The organism is Adhaeribacter arboris (genome assembly GCF_003023845.1).
Classification (GTDB): Bacteria; Bacteroidota; Bacteroidia; order Cytophagales; family Hymenobacteraceae; genus Adhaeribacter; species Adhaeribacter arboris.
In genome coordinates this window covers 4,859,205-4,875,673 of the sequence record NZ_PYFT01000001.1, presented here as the reverse complement: position 1 = coordinate 4,875,673, position 16,469 = coordinate 4,859,205, and the positions used below count along the sequence as shown (strand labels likewise).

Below are 16,469 nucleotides of genomic sequence, written 5' to 3'. Positions count from 1 at the left end.
AATACCTTTCTAACATCAAGCTAATTTATGGCAGAAAAATAATTGTACCTATATCAATAAAAGCAATTATTGCAACAAATTTAGAATAGAAGAAACTATTTATCTACCAAATACTTACCTTCATTTAAGTTCTCAAAAAAGTTATTTAGATAAACTGAATTATCCAGAACTTTTTTGCTTAATTGTAGTAAAAATGTTTTCTCCCAAAATTTCACTAATTTTTTTTATGAAAAGCTTTTATGACTACGACGTAGACAATCCCGCCGAGCGGCAGGAACGCTACGCAACTTACCCCGCGTTATCCAAGTTTCACATGGCCCTCCAGGATGAATTAACCGATGATGAATACCAAACGTATTACGAATCGGAGAAACAATTAGTACAACAAAAACCGGCAGTTAACAACTTACAAAGTCAATGGATCAATTAACTTTTACCAACACTACCAGCTATTAAAGGGTAAACCACTAAAATACGGTTTACCCTTTTTTATTTCCTCTCTTCTTAAGATTTTGCCTTTTATATTCATTAATCTTCTTTGCTTTACTCTTCCCGGAAATAAGGGTGCTTGTATTGCAAGGCGGTTGTTTCTTCCATAATCTCGTAGGTATCAAGCATGTGTGATTCCAGGCCGGAGTTCGTGCCTTTTACAAATACATTTTCGGGAGTGCGGTAAATAGCGTAATTGTGCTTGCCAAACGGGAATAAATTATTACTCCGCAGTTCTTTTGCTTTCGTTAAATCTACTTTTTCGTTGGATAAGGTAGTTACTATAAATAAATGCTTGTTCTCCATTTCTTCGGCAACTTTTGATTTTTAGAATTTCAGTTGTACGTAAGCAAAATAAAGAAAGGCTGGTAGAGAACCCAGCCTTCCGGAATAATTAAATCTGCTTATATGTTCTGCATCAACGGATAATACTTACAACAACTCCTTACAAAGCCCGCTTCTTTTTCTCCGACTGAAACTTTTTAATCTGCGGGGTAATTACTTTTTTATCGCCTACAACCACCATGGTCATGTCTTCGGGCCGAATATATTTTTTAGCCAAATCTTTTACCTCTTGGGGAGTTACCGCGTGAATAGCTTGCACTTGGTTAGTCAAATACGTATCGGGCAGACCATGCAGGTCCAGAAAGTTTAGCTGGTTAATAATGCCTCCCGGCGACGAATTCTGCAGCACAAATATGCCCGCCACATAGTTCTGGATGCCTTTTAATTCTTCGGGAGAAGGTGCTTCTTTTTGCAGCCGGTCTATTTCGTTCACAATTTCTTTTAGAGAATTACCGGTATGCTCGGTAGTAACATCGGCTTGTTCGCTCCAATCGGCTACCCGGTAACGCGGAGCAATAGAGCTGTACGGCGAATAGGTATAGCCTTTATTTTCGCGGATGTTGCGGGTAATGCGCGACCCAAAAGACCCACCCAGCAAAGAATTCATCACCCGCATTTTGGTATAATCGGGATGCGACGGATCAATGGTGGGCAAGCCAATAATTAAGGTAGATTGCGGAGCGCCGGGCCGGTCTAACAGCAACATATCGGGTTTGGTAATGGGTTGAGCAATTTCAATGCGCGGCGGTGGTCCTTGTTGCCATTCACTTAAGGCGGCGGTGATAGCTTGGCGCATGGCTTCTCCCTGGAACTTACCGGCCACATACACGCCGGTGCGCTGCGCACCAAATTGCCGCTGATAAAAATCCCGCACTTGCTCCACGGTAAAAGCATCAATCTGCGCGTCGGTAGGCAAGTCGCGGCCATAAGGATGCCCTTTATAGATCGCCATCCGGAACTTGGTATCAGCCTGTGTACCGGGTTGCGAGCGGGCCAGATTCATGTTACGTTTAAAATCATTCTTAATGCGTTCTATCTCCGAAGGTGGAAAAGCCGGATGCTGCACCAGATCCGCTAATAATTTTACCAAGTCTGGCCCGTACTCGGATAAAACGGACCCCGAAATAGTTGTTTGGTTCGAGCCGACGCTTACGTCTACGGAGCCTCCCATGCGAGCTGCCTGCTCGGCAATTTGTTTAGCGTTTAAATTAGTCGTGCCTTCGCGCATAAGCTGCCCCGTTATATCGGCCAGGCCATTTTCTTTTTCGGTTTCGTGCACATTGCCAACCTGCACCATTAAACTTACGGTAACTTTTGGTATTTCGCCGTAAGGCACCATGGTAGCTTGTAAGCCGTTGGGCAAAGTAAACTCCTGCTTGGCCGGTAAGGTAAAGTTGCGCGGTTCGCCACCCGTTGGTGGAGTTTGTTTCTGAGCCATTGCCGCCACACTACTAAACAGCAAAGCCCCGCTTAAAAAATATATATTTACAATTTTCATGATGGAAGGTCCTCCTTAACTTTTAGCTAATGGATTAATGGTTAAAATAGTACGATTAGTAGGCCGCAGGTATTCGCGCAGGGTTTTCTGCATGAGCTCCGGTGTTACTTTCCGGAATTCATTTTCTAAAGTGTTTATGCGCGCCGGATTGTTATCAAATAAAGCGAAACTAGCCAGTAAATCCGCTTTCCCGAAACCATACGTTTGGCTAATTTGATCATAGAAGCTGGAGCGCATTTTTACAATGGCTAAGTCCAGCAAAGCTTGATCAATGCCATTAGTTTCCAATTTTTTTATTTCCCGATCAATCACCGCCATTATAGAATCCGCCGTTACACTACTGTCGTGAATAAGATTACCATCCCATAACATGGGGCCGTTGTAGTTAAACATATTGCCTAACCCAGAATTAATACCCCCACTTACGCTACCGGTATAGCCCCTTTCCTGCACCAGCGCCTGATATAAGCGGCTATCATTACCTTGTATCAATATCTGGTCGAGTAAGCCCATAGCATAATATTCGGGTGTATTCCGATCAGGCATATGGTAGGCAAAAGCCAGTGCGGGCTTGGTTGCCAATTTATCGTCTTTGGCAAACCGTTGCTCTTTTTCCTGCCGGGGTTCGGTTAAATCAACTTTAGGGGGCAAATCGGCTGCAGGAATCGCGTCGAAATATTGCTTTACCCAAGCTTTTGCCTGAGCAGGGTCGAAATCTCCACTTACTACTAAAGCGGCGTTATTAGGGGAGTAAAAAGTTTTAAAAAAGTTTTTGACATCATCCAGATTAGCGGCGTCTAAGTCTTTCAGGTCGCCATAAAAGTTATGCGCATTAAACCAGTTTTTATTGGCGTACTGCGGCATATCCAGCCACGGAAACCCACCGTAAGGCTGATTCAAAACATTCACTTTTACTTCGTTCTTTACTACCTCCTGTTGGTTTTTCAGGTTATCTTGGGTAATGTTCAAACCCCGCATTCGATCTGCTTCGGCCCACAAAATAGTTTCCAGTTTATTAGCTGGCACAATTTCAAAGTAATTCGTAAAATCGAATCGGGTAGAGCCATTTAAAACTCCCCCATTTCTCTGTATTAACTGAATAAACTCCATCTTGCCCAAATTCTGCGAGCCCTGAAACATCATGTGTTCGAATAAGTGGGCAAACCCGGTGCGATCTTTTGGCTCATTCCGGAAACCAATGTTATAATAAGCCGCTACGGTAACAATGGGGGTAGTTTTATCCGGCGATAAAACCACTTTTAAACCATTATCCAGGGTATAATAATCTACGGGTACCTGGTAGGTAGCTTTTGGGCTGGCTGGAGCCGTATCCGGAGTAGTAGGTGGTGCGGGAGTAGTGGTAGTTACTGCTTTTTGGCTACAAGCGCCAAGGGCAATGATCACACTAAATCCGAAAGCAGAATAGGCTAACCGAAGTTTTTGCGGGAGTAAAAATTTTACAAGCATAGTTAAAGTAATTATTTAAAGAATAAAGTATTACTAATTCTTGGATACAGAAATACATTCTCCACTGCTCGTTCAGAGCAGACAATAATAGCCGGAAGAAGTTTTTTGTTTGTTTTGTTGCAGGAGGATTGGGGCGAAAACGTTACCTTAAGTAACTGCCTAAATGTAAGTAACTCTTCGTAAAATAAATAGCTAAACTTTAAAATATATGAAAAATATTTTTGCTCTTATTCTTCTGGGCTTATTGGCAGCCAGTTGCCAGTCAGGTACCGAGCAAAGATCCGCACCCGAAAACCCGCCAACCCAACAATTAGTAGTTGTAGCTAACATTGAAGAAAAATTATACGACCGACCCACTGTAAGAGGGTTAGCAATAGCCATGGTGCAGCCCCAAGAAATGCTTCAGGTTATGGATACGACCGATTATTTTTTCTACAAAGTAAGGTTAAAGCGCGCTCCCGAAATTAAAGAAGGCTATATTTTAAAAGCAGCTTTTGTGGGCAAACCCATTCTGGTTCGTAGCGATAGTCTGCAAGCTTTTAAATAAAATTACTACCATATTTTTTTAATTTTAATGCACCCGAAGGCAATCATTTACTCTTTTCTAAATAACTCCAGTAAATAATAATTACAACTCCAAAGAATCAGGTAGCCAAGAATAAACGACACCAGTTTGGCTAGAGAGGGCCTTTAAGGATTCGGTGCCGAGGCACGAGGCATTTCGACGCAGGAGAAAAGAAGACTTAAAGGCCCTCTCTAGCCAAACGAGGCCCGCCGGCTATGAGGCAAGCAGGCTACTTTTCCATCCGCATCAGCATCGGCAACTGGAGACTTGAAAAGGCTCCAAAGATCAACTATCAACAATACATCTTATTTATTTAAATTCTTCAATAAATTCTTGTACTGCTATAATTCAGCATAAAAAACTCGCTTTACCCGGCCACTAATGTTCGTGAGTAATTCATAGGGGATGGTACCAATTTTCCGGGCCATTTTACCAATAGTAATATTCTCCCCAAAAACTTCTACTTCATCCCCGGCTTTTACGTCCAGACCGGTTACATCCAACATGCACATATCCATGCAAATATTGCCAATAGTGGCCGCTTGTTGCCCTTTAATAAGTACCTGGCCAACACCATTGCCGAACCTTCGGTCGTACCCGTCGGCGTAGCCAATGGCAATGGTGGCAATTTGCTTTGGTTCGTCAGCAATACCTTTCCGGCTATAGCCCACTGTTTCTCCGGCCGCTACCCCCTTCACCTGCGAAATAGTAGTTTTCAACTGGCCAACCGTACGTAAGGCATCTTGCTCTGTTCCAGTTGCTTCTACACCATATAACCCAATTCCCAGCCGAACCATATCCATTTGGTGTTCCGGAAAACGCACAATCCCCGCCGAATTAAGAATATGTTTAATAACCTTGTAGCCCAACGTATTTTCTACTCGCTGAACCATGGCGCGGAAACGGGATATTTGTAATTGCGAGAAATCATTATACATAGCTTCATCGGCACCGGCCAGGTGACTAAAGGCACTTATTACTTGTAATTGCGGGGTGGCCGCCAGACGTGCAAATAAAACTTCCAGGTCTGTTTCGGTAAAGCCCAAGCGGTGCATACCCGTATCCAATTTTAAATGAATGTTCTGGCGATAGTTCGGGTCAGAAGGTAAAGCCTTCATGCAAGCCTCCAGAATTTCTAAAGAATATATTTCGGGTTCTAACTGGTATTGCTGCAATTTGGTAAACGAATCCGGCGAAGGGCTCATTACCATAATGGGTAAACTAATACCGTGCCTCCGCAGCGAAATACCTTCATCCGGGTACGCTACGGTGAGGTAATCTACCCGGTGAAACTGGAGTAAATTAGCAATTTCGTAGGAACCGCTGCCGTAAGCAAAAGCTTTTACCATTACCATTAACTTGGTTTCCGGAGCCAGCTTAGCCCGGTAAAAATTCAGGTTATGCACCAAAGCGTCTAGGTTAACTTCGAGTACCGTACCATGAACTTTCCGTTGAAAAGCGCTTACTATTTTCTCAAATTCAAATATGCGGGCTCCTTTTAACAGAATGGTTTCCTGCTGGTAATTATCCGGATTAAAATTTATCAGAAATTCATTTGTATCCGCAAAAAATTCAGCGGGTAGTTCAAATTTTAATTTATGATGGCCAATAACCAGACCAATCCCTATTAAGCGGTCAATGCGATGAACCCGGATTAATTCGGCCACCTGGCTATACAGTACTTCTTCGGACAAACCCGATTCGAGTAAATCCGACAAAACCACGCTTTTCTTAACCGTCCGGGTTTGATTTTGCAGTACATCCAGGGCAATGCTTAAACCGCTTAAATCATTGTTATAAGAATCGTCGAGCAGGTAACAACCGTTTATAGCTTCTTTCATCTCCAGGCGCATAGCTACCGGAGATAATTTTAAAAAACGCTGCTGAATTTCGGGCAAAGGCACCTGCCTGACCAGCAAAACCGCCAAACAATGCAAGCAATTTTCAATGGAAGCTTCGTCGGTGAAAGGTATCAGTAGCGTACCCGTTTGTTGTTGGTATTGAAATTTGCAGGCAAAATGGTTGTTTTGCAGGGCACTATTTACAATCCGCAAATCGGCGGGTTGATGCCGCGACCAGGTAAACGCCGGAATTTTTGCCGCAACAATTGCTTCATGAACCGGAACATGATCCCGGCAATAATAAAGACACTCCACGTTTTTAAACAGCTTTAACTTCTCAGTTATTTTTTGTTCCAGCGAAGCAAAGCCTTGCGCGTGAGCCTGCCCGATATTCGTGAATATACCTTCTGTGGGTTGAATAATAGCGGTCAGCTTCTCCATTTCCCCAATGCGCGAGATACCCGCTTCAAAAATGCCCAATGTATGATTTTGATTAATTTGCCATACTGAAAGCGGCACTCCAATTTGCGAATTATAACTGCGCGGACTTTTCACCACGCGTTCATCGGGGCTTAGCAATTGCGCCAGCCATTCTTTCACAATGGTTTTGCCGTTACTGCCGGTTATAGCCATTACCGGTAACGCAAATTGGCTCCGATGATAGGCCGTTAACTTTTGCAAAGCCGCTAAGCTACTGTTTACCTGCAAAAAGTTAGCTTCCGGAAAAGCTCTATCGAGAGCATCGGTCTGTTTTATCCCTGGAATTGCCCTACTGTCTTCTATTACAAACTGCCGGACTCCCCGTTTATATAAATTAGCAATGTACTGGTGTCCATCGTTAAAAGAACCTTTTATGGCGAAGAACAAAGAACTAGCCGGGTGCGCCAGCTTACGACTATCCGTTAATACATGCTGAATAAGATAATCTTGCTTTAACTGCAGCAAGTTGCCATGAGTAAGTTCAGCCAGATCTTTGAAGCGTAACATAAGCGCGGTATTATTAGAAAGGCAAAGGTAAATAACCCCAAAGGATTTCGTTTCATTTATCCCACGGATTTGTTCTGGCGGAAGAATAACTTATGTAAAAGTACTAATCTGAATTTCCCGCTTTTACTAATATGTTTTTAAAGAATACCTGATGAAATAACTTACAAAACGTAACCTCCTGCTGCCCGGATATATATACCCATTTAAAATGGCAAGTGTAAGTGTAATCTATTTTTTAGAAGCAATTAGATAACTTCAGTAGGTTATTCCAGGCCTCTTGGCGAAAATTTGGCAATTATTTAATATTTTTAAGTTTAATTATAAAAAGGACAAAGATCCTACACCTGGCATACATGGCAATTTCGAAGGCAGCCTCTTTTCGGGAAACAGAAATAAAATTAGCCACTTACGCAAAAGCACTGGCGCATCCGGCCCGGATAGCTATTTTACAGTTACTCAGTCAGAAACAGATTTGTGTTTGCGGCGATATTGTGGAAGAACTACCCTTGTCGCAATCTACGGTATCGCAGCACTTAAAAGAATTAAAAGAAGCCGGCCTGATTACCGGTGAAGTAAACGGCACCTGTGTTTGTTACGGTTTAAATTCTACTCAAGTACTGGAAGCCCGGCAACTTCTTCAGGAATTTCTTAATAATTTAGCCACCGCAACTACTCCCGATAACGAAAGGTAACAGCAAAATAAGGTTTAGCAGGGTGCTATTTCTCCAACTTGTTTTTCAGAATTCCTATGAGCATCTGTTCTATCTATTTATCTTCCCTGGGTAGTACCTTTTCGTGTGAATAAGCCTTTCCGAAAATGATGCCTGAACAACTCCTAAAAAAGCATATAAATCTACTCACATTCAGCTTTTCGAAAACATTTTCAGCTATTCAGGAAGCAGTAAGAGACCTGAAAAAGGCTTAAAATTTTAAGTTGGGACGATTTTTGCGGATTTTTTAAAAAAATTTGCAAAAAAAGCCTTCTATATAGCTGGCTACTTTGCAATTCTGAAAATATCTCTCTATATTTACACAAACACCTCTGCTGTTATATCCTAAAAATTCTTAATCTGTACAATATGGAATAAAGCTCTACGTTAATTTTATGTAGCTTTAATATGAACACAATCCAACTTAGCGACTCAGAACTGGTGTCGTTATATATTGCAGGTAATGAAAACGCTTTCGAACTCTTAGTAAAAAGACACAAGAACAAAGTTTTTACCACGATTTTATTAATCGTAAAAGACACCTATACCGCCGAAGATCTGTTGCAGGATACTTTTATCAAAGCTATCCACACCATGAAAAGCGGCCGGTACAACGAGGAGGGTAAATTTTCTTCGTGGATATGCCGGATTGCCCATAATCTGGCAATCGACTATTTCCGCAAAGAAAAAAGAAACCCAACAATTGAAATGGAAGATGGCAGCAATGTTTTTAACACACTGGCATTTGCCGAAGAGTCAATTGAGTCCTTGCAGATCAAAGAGGATACGCACAAGCGTCTCCGCGAATTGATCCAGCAATTACCCGAAGCGCAAAAAGAAGTGCTGATTATGCGGCACTACGCCGATATGAGCTTTCAGGAAATTGCTGAAACGACCGGGGTTAGTATAAACACAGCGCTAGGCCGCATGCGGTACGCGTTGATTAACCTTCGGAAGAAGATGACAAACCAAAACATTGATTATGATAAAAATCTCTACTCACAATGATCTCATCCAATACATATATGATGAATTGGCATTGGGTGAGAAAACAGTATTTGAACAAACCCTTGCTAAAGATCAGGAATTGGCGGAACATTGTGCTGAGTTATTGATTTTACAAGAAAAGTTGAATGGCGAATTGAAGGCTCCGAGCGAAAAAACGATTAACTCTATTTTAACTTATTCGAAAAACTTAAGTTTGCAGCAGTAAAACGCTGCAAACTTTTTTTATGCGCAAAAAAGAACGCTATCAGCATTTAATTGAGTATTTCACCACAAATTTCCCGGAACCTAAAACCGAACTGCACTATAAAAACGCTTACGAGTTACTACTAGCCGTAGTATTAAGCGCCCAATGTACCGATAAACGCGTTAACCTGGTAATTCCGGCTTTATTAGAGCAATTTCCTACGCCGCAACACTTGGCGGCCGCTACCCCCGACGATATTTACCCCTTTATTAAAAGTATTTCGTACCCAAACAATAAAGCCAAACACCTGGCTGGTTTAGGTAAAATGCTGGTAGAGCAATTTAACGCCGAGGTACCCAGCAGTGTAGCCGAACTCCAGCAATTACCGGGAGTAGGCCGTAAAACAGCCAACGTTATTTCTTCGGTTATTTACAACCAACCGGCTATGGCCGTAGATACGCACGTTTTCCGGGTATCTAAACGGTTGGGCTTGGTTACGCAAAATGCCCACACGCCGCTGGAAGTGGAAAAACAATTAATGCAGGGAATACCTCAAAGTTTGGTTCCGAAAGCGCACCATTGGCTTATTTTACACGGCCGGTATATTTGCGTGGCCCGCAAGCCTAAATGCGAGCACTGCGCGCTTACCTATTTCTGTAAGTTTTACCAAACCCATTGGCCTAATATTCCCGATGATCCGGAAAATCGGTTGTAAACTGCTTTACTTTTAGCAAACGAAGGCAGAGTTAAAATCGTTATAATCGGTTATTAAACTATTTTGCAATTAGAAATGAACCAGTGGGATTGTTAGAATTATCTCTATCCATTCACCTGATCTTCTCCGTTTTATCAGTTTCTGCGTATTCAGCGAATACGTTTTAAAATAATCAGAAGAATTTGTGCGGCATCAATGTAATTATTAGTAAGAAAGGACCCGCTCCAGATTCGGCCATTCTCCGTCTTACCCAGGCAAACACCCATCGCGGACCAGATGCTACGGTTTACTATACTTCTAATTACGACGGCGGGAAAATTTACTTTGGGCACAATCGGCTAAAAATAATCGATCTTTCGAACGAGGCAAATCAGCCTCTTTTCTCCCCGAACCGCCGTTATTTATTGCTCTATAACGGGGAAGTTTATAATTACCTTACTCTGCGGTCGGAGCTACAAGCGAAAGGTTACTTTTTTCAGACTACCTCTGATACGGAAGTGGTACTGGCAGTTTTAACTACTTACGGGCAAGCCGGCTTAGAAAAGTTGAACGGTATGTTCGCCTTGATTTTTTACGATACCCAAACCCAAAAACTAATTGCCGCCCGCGATCGCTTTGGTATCAAACGCTTATATTATTTTCATTCCGCCGAATACCTGATTATATCTTCAGAAATTAACAGCCTGCTGGCATCCGGGTTAATTAAAAAGGAGTTAAATGAAACCCAACTGCTCCAATACCTGCGTTACCGGCACGCTTTAAAGCCCCAAACATTTTTCCGGAATATACATGAGTTAGAAGAAGGTCAGGTCTTAAATTATGCAGCGCATACATTACACGTAGAATCTCTCATTTCCTCTCCCGCTACTGAAATAAATACAGAACGTAGCGATGCGGAGATTACTTCGCAAACCGAAAATTTACTTTTGAAATCTGTAGAAAGGCAATTACGGGCCGATGTACCGGTGGGCTTATTTTTAAGTGGCGGGGTAGATTCTACCTTGATTCTGGCATTGATACAACAATTAGGCTACCGGCAGTTTCCGGCTTTTACCATTAGCAACAAAGCTTCGGAGAGTATTTATGGCTCGGATGACTATCGCTTTGCCAAATTAGCCGCCCAGGATTTTGGGGCTGACCACCAATCGTTTGAAATGGATGCCTCTATTTTAAAATATGTAGATGAATTAGTTGCTACCTTGGACCAGCCTATTGCCGACGGCGCCGCTTTGCTTACGTATTATTTATCTCAACAAGTAAAGGCAACCATAAAAGTAGCTCTGTCCGGAGCGGGCGCCGACGAGCTTTTTGGGGGTTATAACCGGCACCGGGCCTTTTACCATTTCTTGCAATACCGCCGGTTTGCGCATATATTTCTGGCTTTGTTTAAGCCCGGAGCCGCCTTATTGCCCACCGGAGTTAAACATCCGCTCCGCAAGCAGTTTTTACTTATCCGGAAACTCGCCGATAAAATTCAGCCGCACCAGCCCGTGCAAACTTTTTTAAATTTTACGGCCATGGACCGGCATCTGCCGCAACTATTACAACCAGAATTCATCGGGAGTACACTTGACACCGATAAACCCGTGGAGAAGGGAAATGTACTGCGCTGGAGCTTGAATCAGGATTTACACCAGTATTTGATTGCCGATATTCTGGCTTTAACGGATAAAACCAGCATGATTCATTCGCTGGAAGTACGAACACCTTACTTGGATAACACTTTGCATGGTTTCTTACAAACGTTACCCCCGGAAATCTTATTCAAGAATGGGCCTAAATGGATTCTGAAGCATATTCTGGAGAAGCACCAGGAAAAGCAAATTGCTAACCGGCTAAAAGAAGGCTTTGGCATGCCCTTAGGTTATTGGCTTAAACAAAACGAAAACCGTTGGATTTTTGAAGATTTGCAGAACCCGCAACACGTAGTATTTCGGTACATCCGCTTTCCGGAAACCCAAAGTCTCCTTCAGATGCTGCTGCAGGGCCGTTACGATTATAGCACAGAATTATGGGCTTTAATCATACTGGCTCGCTGGTTGAGCCGGCACTTTGCCGATTAACCCGCGCAAAATTCACGTTCAAAAAATTATACGGAAGGAAAACAAAAAAGCGGCCATTTTTGGTTGCCGCTTTCCTGTAAGATATTTAGGTAGCAGAATCTTAGTCTAAATCTTCTTCCCGAATCAGCATTAAAACAGCTGCCTGAGGCACGATAAAGTAGCGTTCGGACTGGTAATTTATTTCAATGGCATCGCGTTGCAGGTAAATAGCTAAATCGCCTTCTTTGGCCTGTAATGGAATATATCGTACCTCTTCGTCGTGGTCATTCTGGTTCCACGATTCTTCTTCAAAAGTATAATCAGCGGGAATAGGATAACCCGGCCCTACTTTCATTACGTAACCTTCCTGCACTTTTTCTTTTTCCTGCACCCCGGGCGGCAGAAACAACCCGCTTTTTGTTTGGTCTTTCGGTGATTTTGGCTTAATTAAAACCCGGTCGCCTACAATTATAATTTTCTGCAACTTATTTGTTTCCGATATGTGCATAACTACTATTCATTTTGGGTGGCAAATATACGCATAAACTTCCTTTTTATGCCTTGTAAATTATTTCTAAAGCAGCTACGTTTCTTCACCTTCTGAGACAAAGAAAGTAAAATAAAAACTTCCACTGAGGGCGGGAGTTTGTAAATAACAATTACAGATTTCTTTACTTCCAGCTCATCGGGTAGTTCTCATCCAGGTAAGGCAGGGCAGTTTCGGTTAAATGCAAAGGTTTAAAAGTATCAATCATTACGGCTAGTTCATGCGTTTCTTTCTTCCCGATACTGGCTTCTACGGTTCCCGGGTGCGGACCGTGCGGAATACCTCCCGGATGAATGGTGAACGAGGCAAGATCCACTCCTTTGCGGCTCATAAAGTTACCCGCTACATAATACAGCACTTCGTCCGAATCGACGTTGGAGTGGTTGTAGGGCGCCGGAATAGCCAGAGGATGATAATCGAATAAACGGGGTACAAACGAGCAAATCACGAAATTATGTCCTTCGAAGGTTTGGTGTACGGGTGGTGGCTGATGGATACGGCCGGTAATTGGCTCAAAATCGTGGATGGAAAAAGCGTACGGGTAAAAATAGCCGTCCCAACCTACTACATCCAACGGACTGAAATCGTAAAAATATTGGTGCAAAAATCCTTCTTTTTTGATTTGTACCCGGTACTCGCCGGGTTCAGTTTGGGTAATAAGTTCGCTGGGCGGCCGGATATCGCGTTCGCAGTAGGGTGCGTGCTCCAGTAACTGCCCAAACTGGTTGCGGTAACGCCGGCAGGTTTCTACGGGGCTGAACGCCTCGATGAGTAATAACCGAATTAGACCAGAATTAAATTTAAATTGATGAATAACCGTGCGGGGAATAACCAGATAGTCGCCTGGCTGAAATTTAAGTTTTCCCATGGGCGAAAGCATCTCCCCGCTGCCTTCGTGTACAAACACTACCTCATCGGCCTGGGCGTTTTTGTAGTAGTAATCCATACCGCCACTTGGGTTACAAATGCTGATAGTTACATCGTTGTTTACCAAAAGAGTTTGGCGGGCATTCAGGTAGTCTACGCCAGTGACGGTTTGCGACAGGGTACGCAAGTGGCCCGGAGCTAACGGCCTATTTCTAGCTACTATTGGTGCATACGGAACAGGCTCCCCAATGCGACTAATTTGAGTGGGTGGGTGAATATGATACAACAGCGAAGAAACTCCGTGAAAGCCCAATGTCCCTACCAGTTGCTCCGCGTATAAACTGCCATCGGGCTGCCGAAACTGCGTATGCCTTTTCGGCGGAATAGTACCTAAGCGATAATAATAGGCCATAAAAAGCTGTTTTTAAGTGAGTTGGTATCTTATTCTTACTCTTCCTTCCAGGCAAAGTTTAGCAATAATTAGTTGTTGGTTATTAGTTGCTCGTTGTTCGACTTATAAATTACTGGCTAAACTAATTTCGACGAAGTACTTAATTTAAAATAAACAATTGCTTTTCCTACTTATCTTCCCAATCCACTTTTTTGTTTATTGTGGAGGTTAGCAATTTTTGTTTGCGGATTTAGATAATTTTCAAATTAGCATGCATTTCAAGAAATAAGATATTATCACAACCCGTAGTTTAGTTAATTTACTTTTTCGTTCGTTAATTGGAAAGCTTTAAAACTTTACTTAGCTGATTTTTAGAAAAACTTTGTCTTTATGAAAAACTGGTTTATTCTGGCCTTTCTTTTTATCTGTCCGTTTATCGGATTTTCTCAGTCTAAAATAAAAGTTGCCTGCGTGGGTAACAGCATTACCGAAGGAGCGGGAGTAGAAACCGGTAAAAAATACCCGGAACAACTGCAAACTTTGATGGGTGATACGTACGAAGTTAAAAATTACGGCATTGGTGGGCGCACCTTGTTAAAAAAAGGCGATTACCCGTACTGGAACGAAGTCAAATACCAGGAAGTGTTGCAATGGCAACCCAATATTGTCATTATCAAACTCGGCACCAACGATTCTAAACCACAAAATTGGCAACATAAAGCTGATTTTAAAAAGATTACATTGCGTTTGTCAAGTCTTTTAAAAAGCTACCCTCCCACCCTAAAGTCTACATCTGTAAACCCATGCCGGCTTATTACGAGAATTTTACTATCAGCCCAACTATTATTAAAAACGAAATTTTACCGCTGGTAGAAGCTATCGCGAAAAAAACCAAAGTACCGGTAATTGATTTGTATACTCCTATGCTGGGTAAAGAGGCTTTAGCGCCCGACGGCATCCACCCGAACGCAGAAGGCGATGCTATTTTAGCCAACGAAGTATTTAAAGCAATTAAGTAATAGGTAGTAGGTAGTAGGTTTTACGTAATTATAAATTAGCTTTCAACTACGTATCTTAAATTAAATACTTAATTAATTTTTGTCTGTAATTGAAGGCCTAGATTTTATTAGTATTCGGTTTGACCTTATAAAACTAAAACGAGCGTTCCTAAAATAATGAATCCTGCCCCCAAAGCAGTTTTTAAACTAAGCGGTTCGCCTAAAAATACTACGGCTAACAGAATGGCAATGGCTACGCTGGCTTTATCCACGGGAGCTACCTGCGAAACTTTTCCTATTTGCAAAGCTTTAAAATAAAATATCCAGGAAAGGCCCGTAGCACACCCGGATAAAATCAAAAAAGCCCAGTTGGTTTTAGTAAGCCCTACCAGGTTAGGAATAGCATCTTTAAAAAAAACAATAGACCAAGCCAAAATTAAAATGACTACCGTTCGGATAGCGGTGGCTAAGTCCGAATCTACTCCTTTTATACCAATTTTGGCAAAAATGGCCGTTAAAGCCGCAAATACTGCTGATAAAAGGGCATATATCCACCACATAAATGATTGTTATCAGTTGCTAGTTATTCGTTGTTCGACGAATAAAATTATGGTAAAAGGAATTATTATAAATTATGCGCTGAACCAATTTACTGGTTATCAGATATAGATTAACCTAACAACTAACAACAAAGTTAAAATACCGGTACATTATGATAAAAGTAGGCATTGTAGGTTTAGGCGATATTGCGCAAAAAGCATATTTACCGGTATTAAGTAAACAAGCCGACGTAGAAGTCCATCTTTTCTCTGGTAATGCTACTAAACTAACCGACTTAGGCCACCAATACCGCTTTACGAACCTGCATACTACTCTGGATACTTTTCTGGCAAGTGGTTTAAACGGAATTATGGTGCATGCTGCTACCGGAGCGCACTACGAACTAGTGGAAGTATTTCTACAGCACCGCCTCCACGTATTTGTGGATAAACCACTTACGCTGCATTATACCGCCTCTAAGCGCTTAGTTGAATTGTCCGAGCAAAATAATTGCTTGCTGCTGGTAGGATTTAACCGGAGGTACGCGCCCGTTTACCAAAAATTAAAAGAACTTCCGGAGCCTAACCTGATTATTATGCAGAAAAACCGGCACGCCTTACCCGATACCACCCGCCGGTTTGTGGTAGAAGACTTTATTCACGTTGTGGATACACTGCGCTATTTATTTCCGTATTCTATTGATGATATGGTGGTTTATGGAAAAAAACAAGGTGATTTACTGCACCACGTAGTTATAAAGTTCATAAATAAGCAGGCTCTTGCTATTGGCATCATGAACCGCGATACCGGCACCACCGAAGAGAAAGTGGAAATAATGAATGCCACCGAAAAAAGAATTGCCTATAACGTGGCCGAACTCGAAATTTTAAAGGATAAAAACAGTACTCGCCTAGGCAGCAGCGATTGGGAGTCCACCTTATACAAACGAGGTTTCGATAACCTGGTAGGCGATTTTTTACAAGCTTTACGAACCAACACTCCGCCCCAGATCAGCGCCCGCGATGCTTTGCGCACCCACGAAATCTGCGAAATAATAGTAGAAAAGTTAAATGATTAACTTTTAATTTTTTGATACTTGGCAAAAATGTACCCATTAATTAACCTGTAAATAGGCTTTTCATTTAGTAGTATTTGCTCTTTCCGTAGCTTATTTGGGCTGATTAAAACAATCGCTTAAAACCTCTTCTCAGCTAAATTTAAGCTTAACTTATAACTTGTTATTTGTTAATGCTTTATGTACATTTAATACCAATC

General features: G+C 42.1%; 15 protein-coding genes and 1 pseudogene. 9 read left to right on the top strand and 7 right to left on the bottom strand.

The genetic code is table 11. The annotated features are described in order from the left end of the window. The first annotated feature begins 226 nt into the window (after nt 1-226). Nucleotides 227-430 (top strand): hypothetical protein, encoded by a 204-nt coding sequence (locus AHMF7605_RS19805; RefSeq protein ID WP_146153625.1) that lies wholly within the window; start codon nt 227-229, stop codon nt 428-430. A gap of 113 nt (nt 431-543) precedes the next feature. Here the strand turns inward: AHMF7605_RS19805 and AHMF7605_RS19800 are convergent, their stop codons facing one another. The 3 genes from AHMF7605_RS19800 to AHMF7605_RS19790 all read right to left on the bottom strand — a co-directional run bounded on the left by AHMF7605_RS19800 (nt 544) and on the right by AHMF7605_RS19790 (nt 3,799). After that, entirely contained in the window at nt 544-795 is a 252-nt protein-coding gene (locus AHMF7605_RS19800; RefSeq protein WP_106931766.1) for a hypothetical protein, read from the bottom strand. A gap of 139 nt (nt 796-934) precedes the next feature. After that, a complete protein-coding gene (locus AHMF7605_RS19795) occupies nt 935-2,332 on the bottom strand; it encodes a M16 family metallopeptidase (RefSeq protein ID WP_106931765.1) in 1,398 nt (465 codons plus the stop codon). Nucleotides 2,333-2,347: 15 nt separating this feature from the next. Further along, on the bottom strand, nt 2,348-3,799 hold the full coding sequence (locus AHMF7605_RS19790; protein WP_106931764.1) for a M16 family metallopeptidase: 1,452 nt from the start codon (nt 3,797-3,799) through the stop codon (nt 2,348-2,350). A 208-nt stretch (nt 3,800-4,007) separates the two neighbouring features. On the opposite strand from AHMF7605_RS19790, the gene AHMF7605_RS19785 reads away from it, so the two are divergent. After that, nucleotides 4,008-4,346, top strand: a complete 339-nt coding sequence (locus AHMF7605_RS19785; RefSeq protein ID WP_106931763.1) for a hypothetical protein — start codon at nt 4,008-4,010, stop codon at nt 4,344-4,346. A 359-nt stretch (nt 4,347-4,705) separates the two neighbouring features. Here the strand turns inward: AHMF7605_RS19785 and AHMF7605_RS19780 are convergent, their stop codons facing one another. Then, nucleotides 4,706-7,192, bottom strand: coding sequence for a bifunctional UDP-N-acetylmuramoyl-tripeptide:D-alanyl-D-alanine ligase/alanine racemase (locus AHMF7605_RS19780; RefSeq protein WP_106931762.1), 2,487 nt, complete (start codon nt 7,190-7,192; stop codon nt 4,706-4,708). 353 nt (nt 7,193-7,545) lie between these two features. Between AHMF7605_RS19780 and AHMF7605_RS19775 the strand changes: the two genes are divergently transcribed. The 5 genes from AHMF7605_RS19775 (at nt 7,546) to asnB (ending at nt 11,872) form a co-directional block, all read left to right on the top strand. After that, nucleotides 7,546-7,884 carry an ArsR/SmtB family transcription factor gene (locus AHMF7605_RS19775; RefSeq protein ID WP_106931761.1) on the top strand — a complete coding sequence of 113 codons (339 nt, stop codon included), beginning with the start codon at nt 7,546-7,548 and terminating at the stop codon, nt 7,882-7,884. A gap of 426 nt (nt 7,885-8,310) precedes the next feature. Continuing rightward, a complete protein-coding gene (locus AHMF7605_RS19770; protein WP_106931760.1) occupies nt 8,311-8,910 on the top strand; it encodes an RNA polymerase sigma factor in 600 nt (199 codons plus the stop codon). After that, nucleotides 8,885-9,115 (top strand): hypothetical protein, encoded by a 231-nt coding sequence (locus AHMF7605_RS19765; protein WP_106931759.1) that lies wholly within the window; start codon nt 8,885-8,887, stop codon nt 9,113-9,115. Before AHMF7605_RS19770 ends, AHMF7605_RS19765 begins: the two co-directional genes overlap by 26 nt. 19 nt (nt 9,116-9,134) lie before the next feature. After that, a complete protein-coding gene (nth, locus tag AHMF7605_RS19760; protein ID WP_106931758.1) occupies nt 9,135-9,809 on the top strand; it encodes an endonuclease III in 675 nt (224 codons plus the stop codon). A gap of 182 nt (nt 9,810-9,991) precedes the next feature. Next, nucleotides 9,992-11,872 carry an asparagine synthase (glutamine-hydrolyzing) gene (gene asnB / locus AHMF7605_RS19755; RefSeq protein ID WP_106931757.1) on the top strand — a complete coding sequence of 627 codons (1,881 nt, stop codon included), beginning with the start codon at nt 9,992-9,994 and terminating at the stop codon, nt 11,870-11,872. 100 nt (nt 11,873-11,972) lie between these two features. Here asnB and AHMF7605_RS19750 read toward each other — a convergent pair whose 3' ends face one another. Both AHMF7605_RS19750 and AHMF7605_RS19745 read right to left on the bottom strand, forming a co-directional pair. Beyond that, on the bottom strand, nt 11,973-12,359 hold the full coding sequence (locus tag AHMF7605_RS19750; RefSeq protein WP_106931756.1) for a co-chaperone GroES: 387 nt from the start codon (nt 12,357-12,359) through the stop codon (nt 11,973-11,975). Nucleotides 12,360-12,522: 163 nt separating this feature from the next. After that, nucleotides 12,523-13,677, bottom strand: coding sequence for a homogentisate 1,2-dioxygenase (locus AHMF7605_RS19745; RefSeq protein ID WP_106931755.1), 1,155 nt, complete (start codon nt 13,675-13,677; stop codon nt 12,523-12,525). A 369-nt stretch (nt 13,678-14,046) separates the two neighbouring features. On the opposite strand from AHMF7605_RS19745, the pseudogene AHMF7605_RS19740 reads away from it, so the two are divergent. Beyond that, nucleotides 14,047-14,675 (top strand): annotated as a pseudogene (locus AHMF7605_RS19740) (GDSL-type esterase/lipase family protein). Nucleotides 14,676-14,800: 125 nt separating this feature from the next. Here the strand turns inward: AHMF7605_RS19740 and AHMF7605_RS19735 are convergent. Continuing rightward, nucleotides 14,801-15,214, bottom strand: coding sequence for an EamA family transporter (locus AHMF7605_RS19735; protein ID WP_106931754.1), 414 nt, complete (start codon nt 15,212-15,214; stop codon nt 14,801-14,803). A gap of 152 nt (nt 15,215-15,366) precedes the next feature. On the opposite strand from AHMF7605_RS19735, the gene AHMF7605_RS19730 reads away from it, so the two are divergent. Next, nucleotides 15,367-16,272 (top strand): Gfo/Idh/MocA family protein, encoded by a 906-nt coding sequence (locus AHMF7605_RS19730; RefSeq protein WP_106931753.1) that lies wholly within the window; start codon nt 15,367-15,369, stop codon nt 16,270-16,272. The last annotated feature ends 197 nt before the right edge of the window (nt 16,273-16,469 follow it).

What these genes read in the sequence shown, in the direction of transcription:
- AHMF7605_RS19805 (WP_146153625.1), top strand. Translation starts at nt 227, where the DNA reads ATGAAAAGCTTTTATGACTACGACGTAGACAATCCCGCCGAGCGGCAG.
- AHMF7605_RS19800 (WP_106931766.1), bottom strand. Translation starts at nt 795, where the DNA reads ATGGAGAACAAGCATTTATTTATAGTAACTACCTTATCCAACGAAAAA.
- AHMF7605_RS19795 (WP_106931765.1), bottom strand. Translation starts at nt 2,332, where the DNA reads ATGAAAATTGTAAATATATATTTTTTAAGCGGGGCTTTGCTGTTTAGT.
- AHMF7605_RS19790 (WP_106931764.1), bottom strand. Translation starts at nt 3,799, where the DNA reads ATGCTTGTAAAATTTTTACTCCCGCAAAAACTTCGGTTAGCCTATTCT.
- AHMF7605_RS19785 (WP_106931763.1), top strand. Translation starts at nt 4,008, where the DNA reads ATGAAAAATATTTTTGCTCTTATTCTTCTGGGCTTATTGGCAGCCAGT.
- AHMF7605_RS19780 (WP_106931762.1), bottom strand. Translation starts at nt 7,192, where the DNA reads ATGTTACGCTTCAAAGATCTGGCTGAACTTACTCATGGCAACTTGCTG.
- AHMF7605_RS19775 (WP_106931761.1), top strand. Translation starts at nt 7,546, where the DNA reads ATGGCAATTTCGAAGGCAGCCTCTTTTCGGGAAACAGAAATAAAATTA.
- AHMF7605_RS19770 (WP_106931760.1), top strand. Translation starts at nt 8,311, where the DNA reads ATGAACACAATCCAACTTAGCGACTCAGAACTGGTGTCGTTATATATT.
- AHMF7605_RS19765 (WP_106931759.1), top strand. Translation starts at nt 8,885, where the DNA reads ATGATAAAAATCTCTACTCACAATGATCTCATCCAATACATATATGAT.
- nth (WP_106931758.1), top strand. Translation starts at nt 9,135, where the DNA reads ATGCGCAAAAAAGAACGCTATCAGCATTTAATTGAGTATTTCACCACA.
- AHMF7605_RS19750 (WP_106931756.1), bottom strand. Translation starts at nt 12,359, where the DNA reads ATGCACATATCGGAAACAAATAAGTTGCAGAAAATTATAATTGTAGGC.
- AHMF7605_RS19745 (WP_106931755.1), bottom strand. Translation starts at nt 13,677, where the DNA reads ATGGCCTATTATTATCGCTTAGGTACTATTCCGCCGAAAAGGCATACG.
- AHMF7605_RS19735 (WP_106931754.1), bottom strand. Translation starts at nt 15,214, where the DNA reads ATGTGGTGGATATATGCCCTTTTATCAGCAGTATTTGCGGCTTTAACG.
- AHMF7605_RS19730 (WP_106931753.1), top strand. Translation starts at nt 15,367, where the DNA reads ATGATAAAAGTAGGCATTGTAGGTTTAGGCGATATTGCGCAAAAAGCA.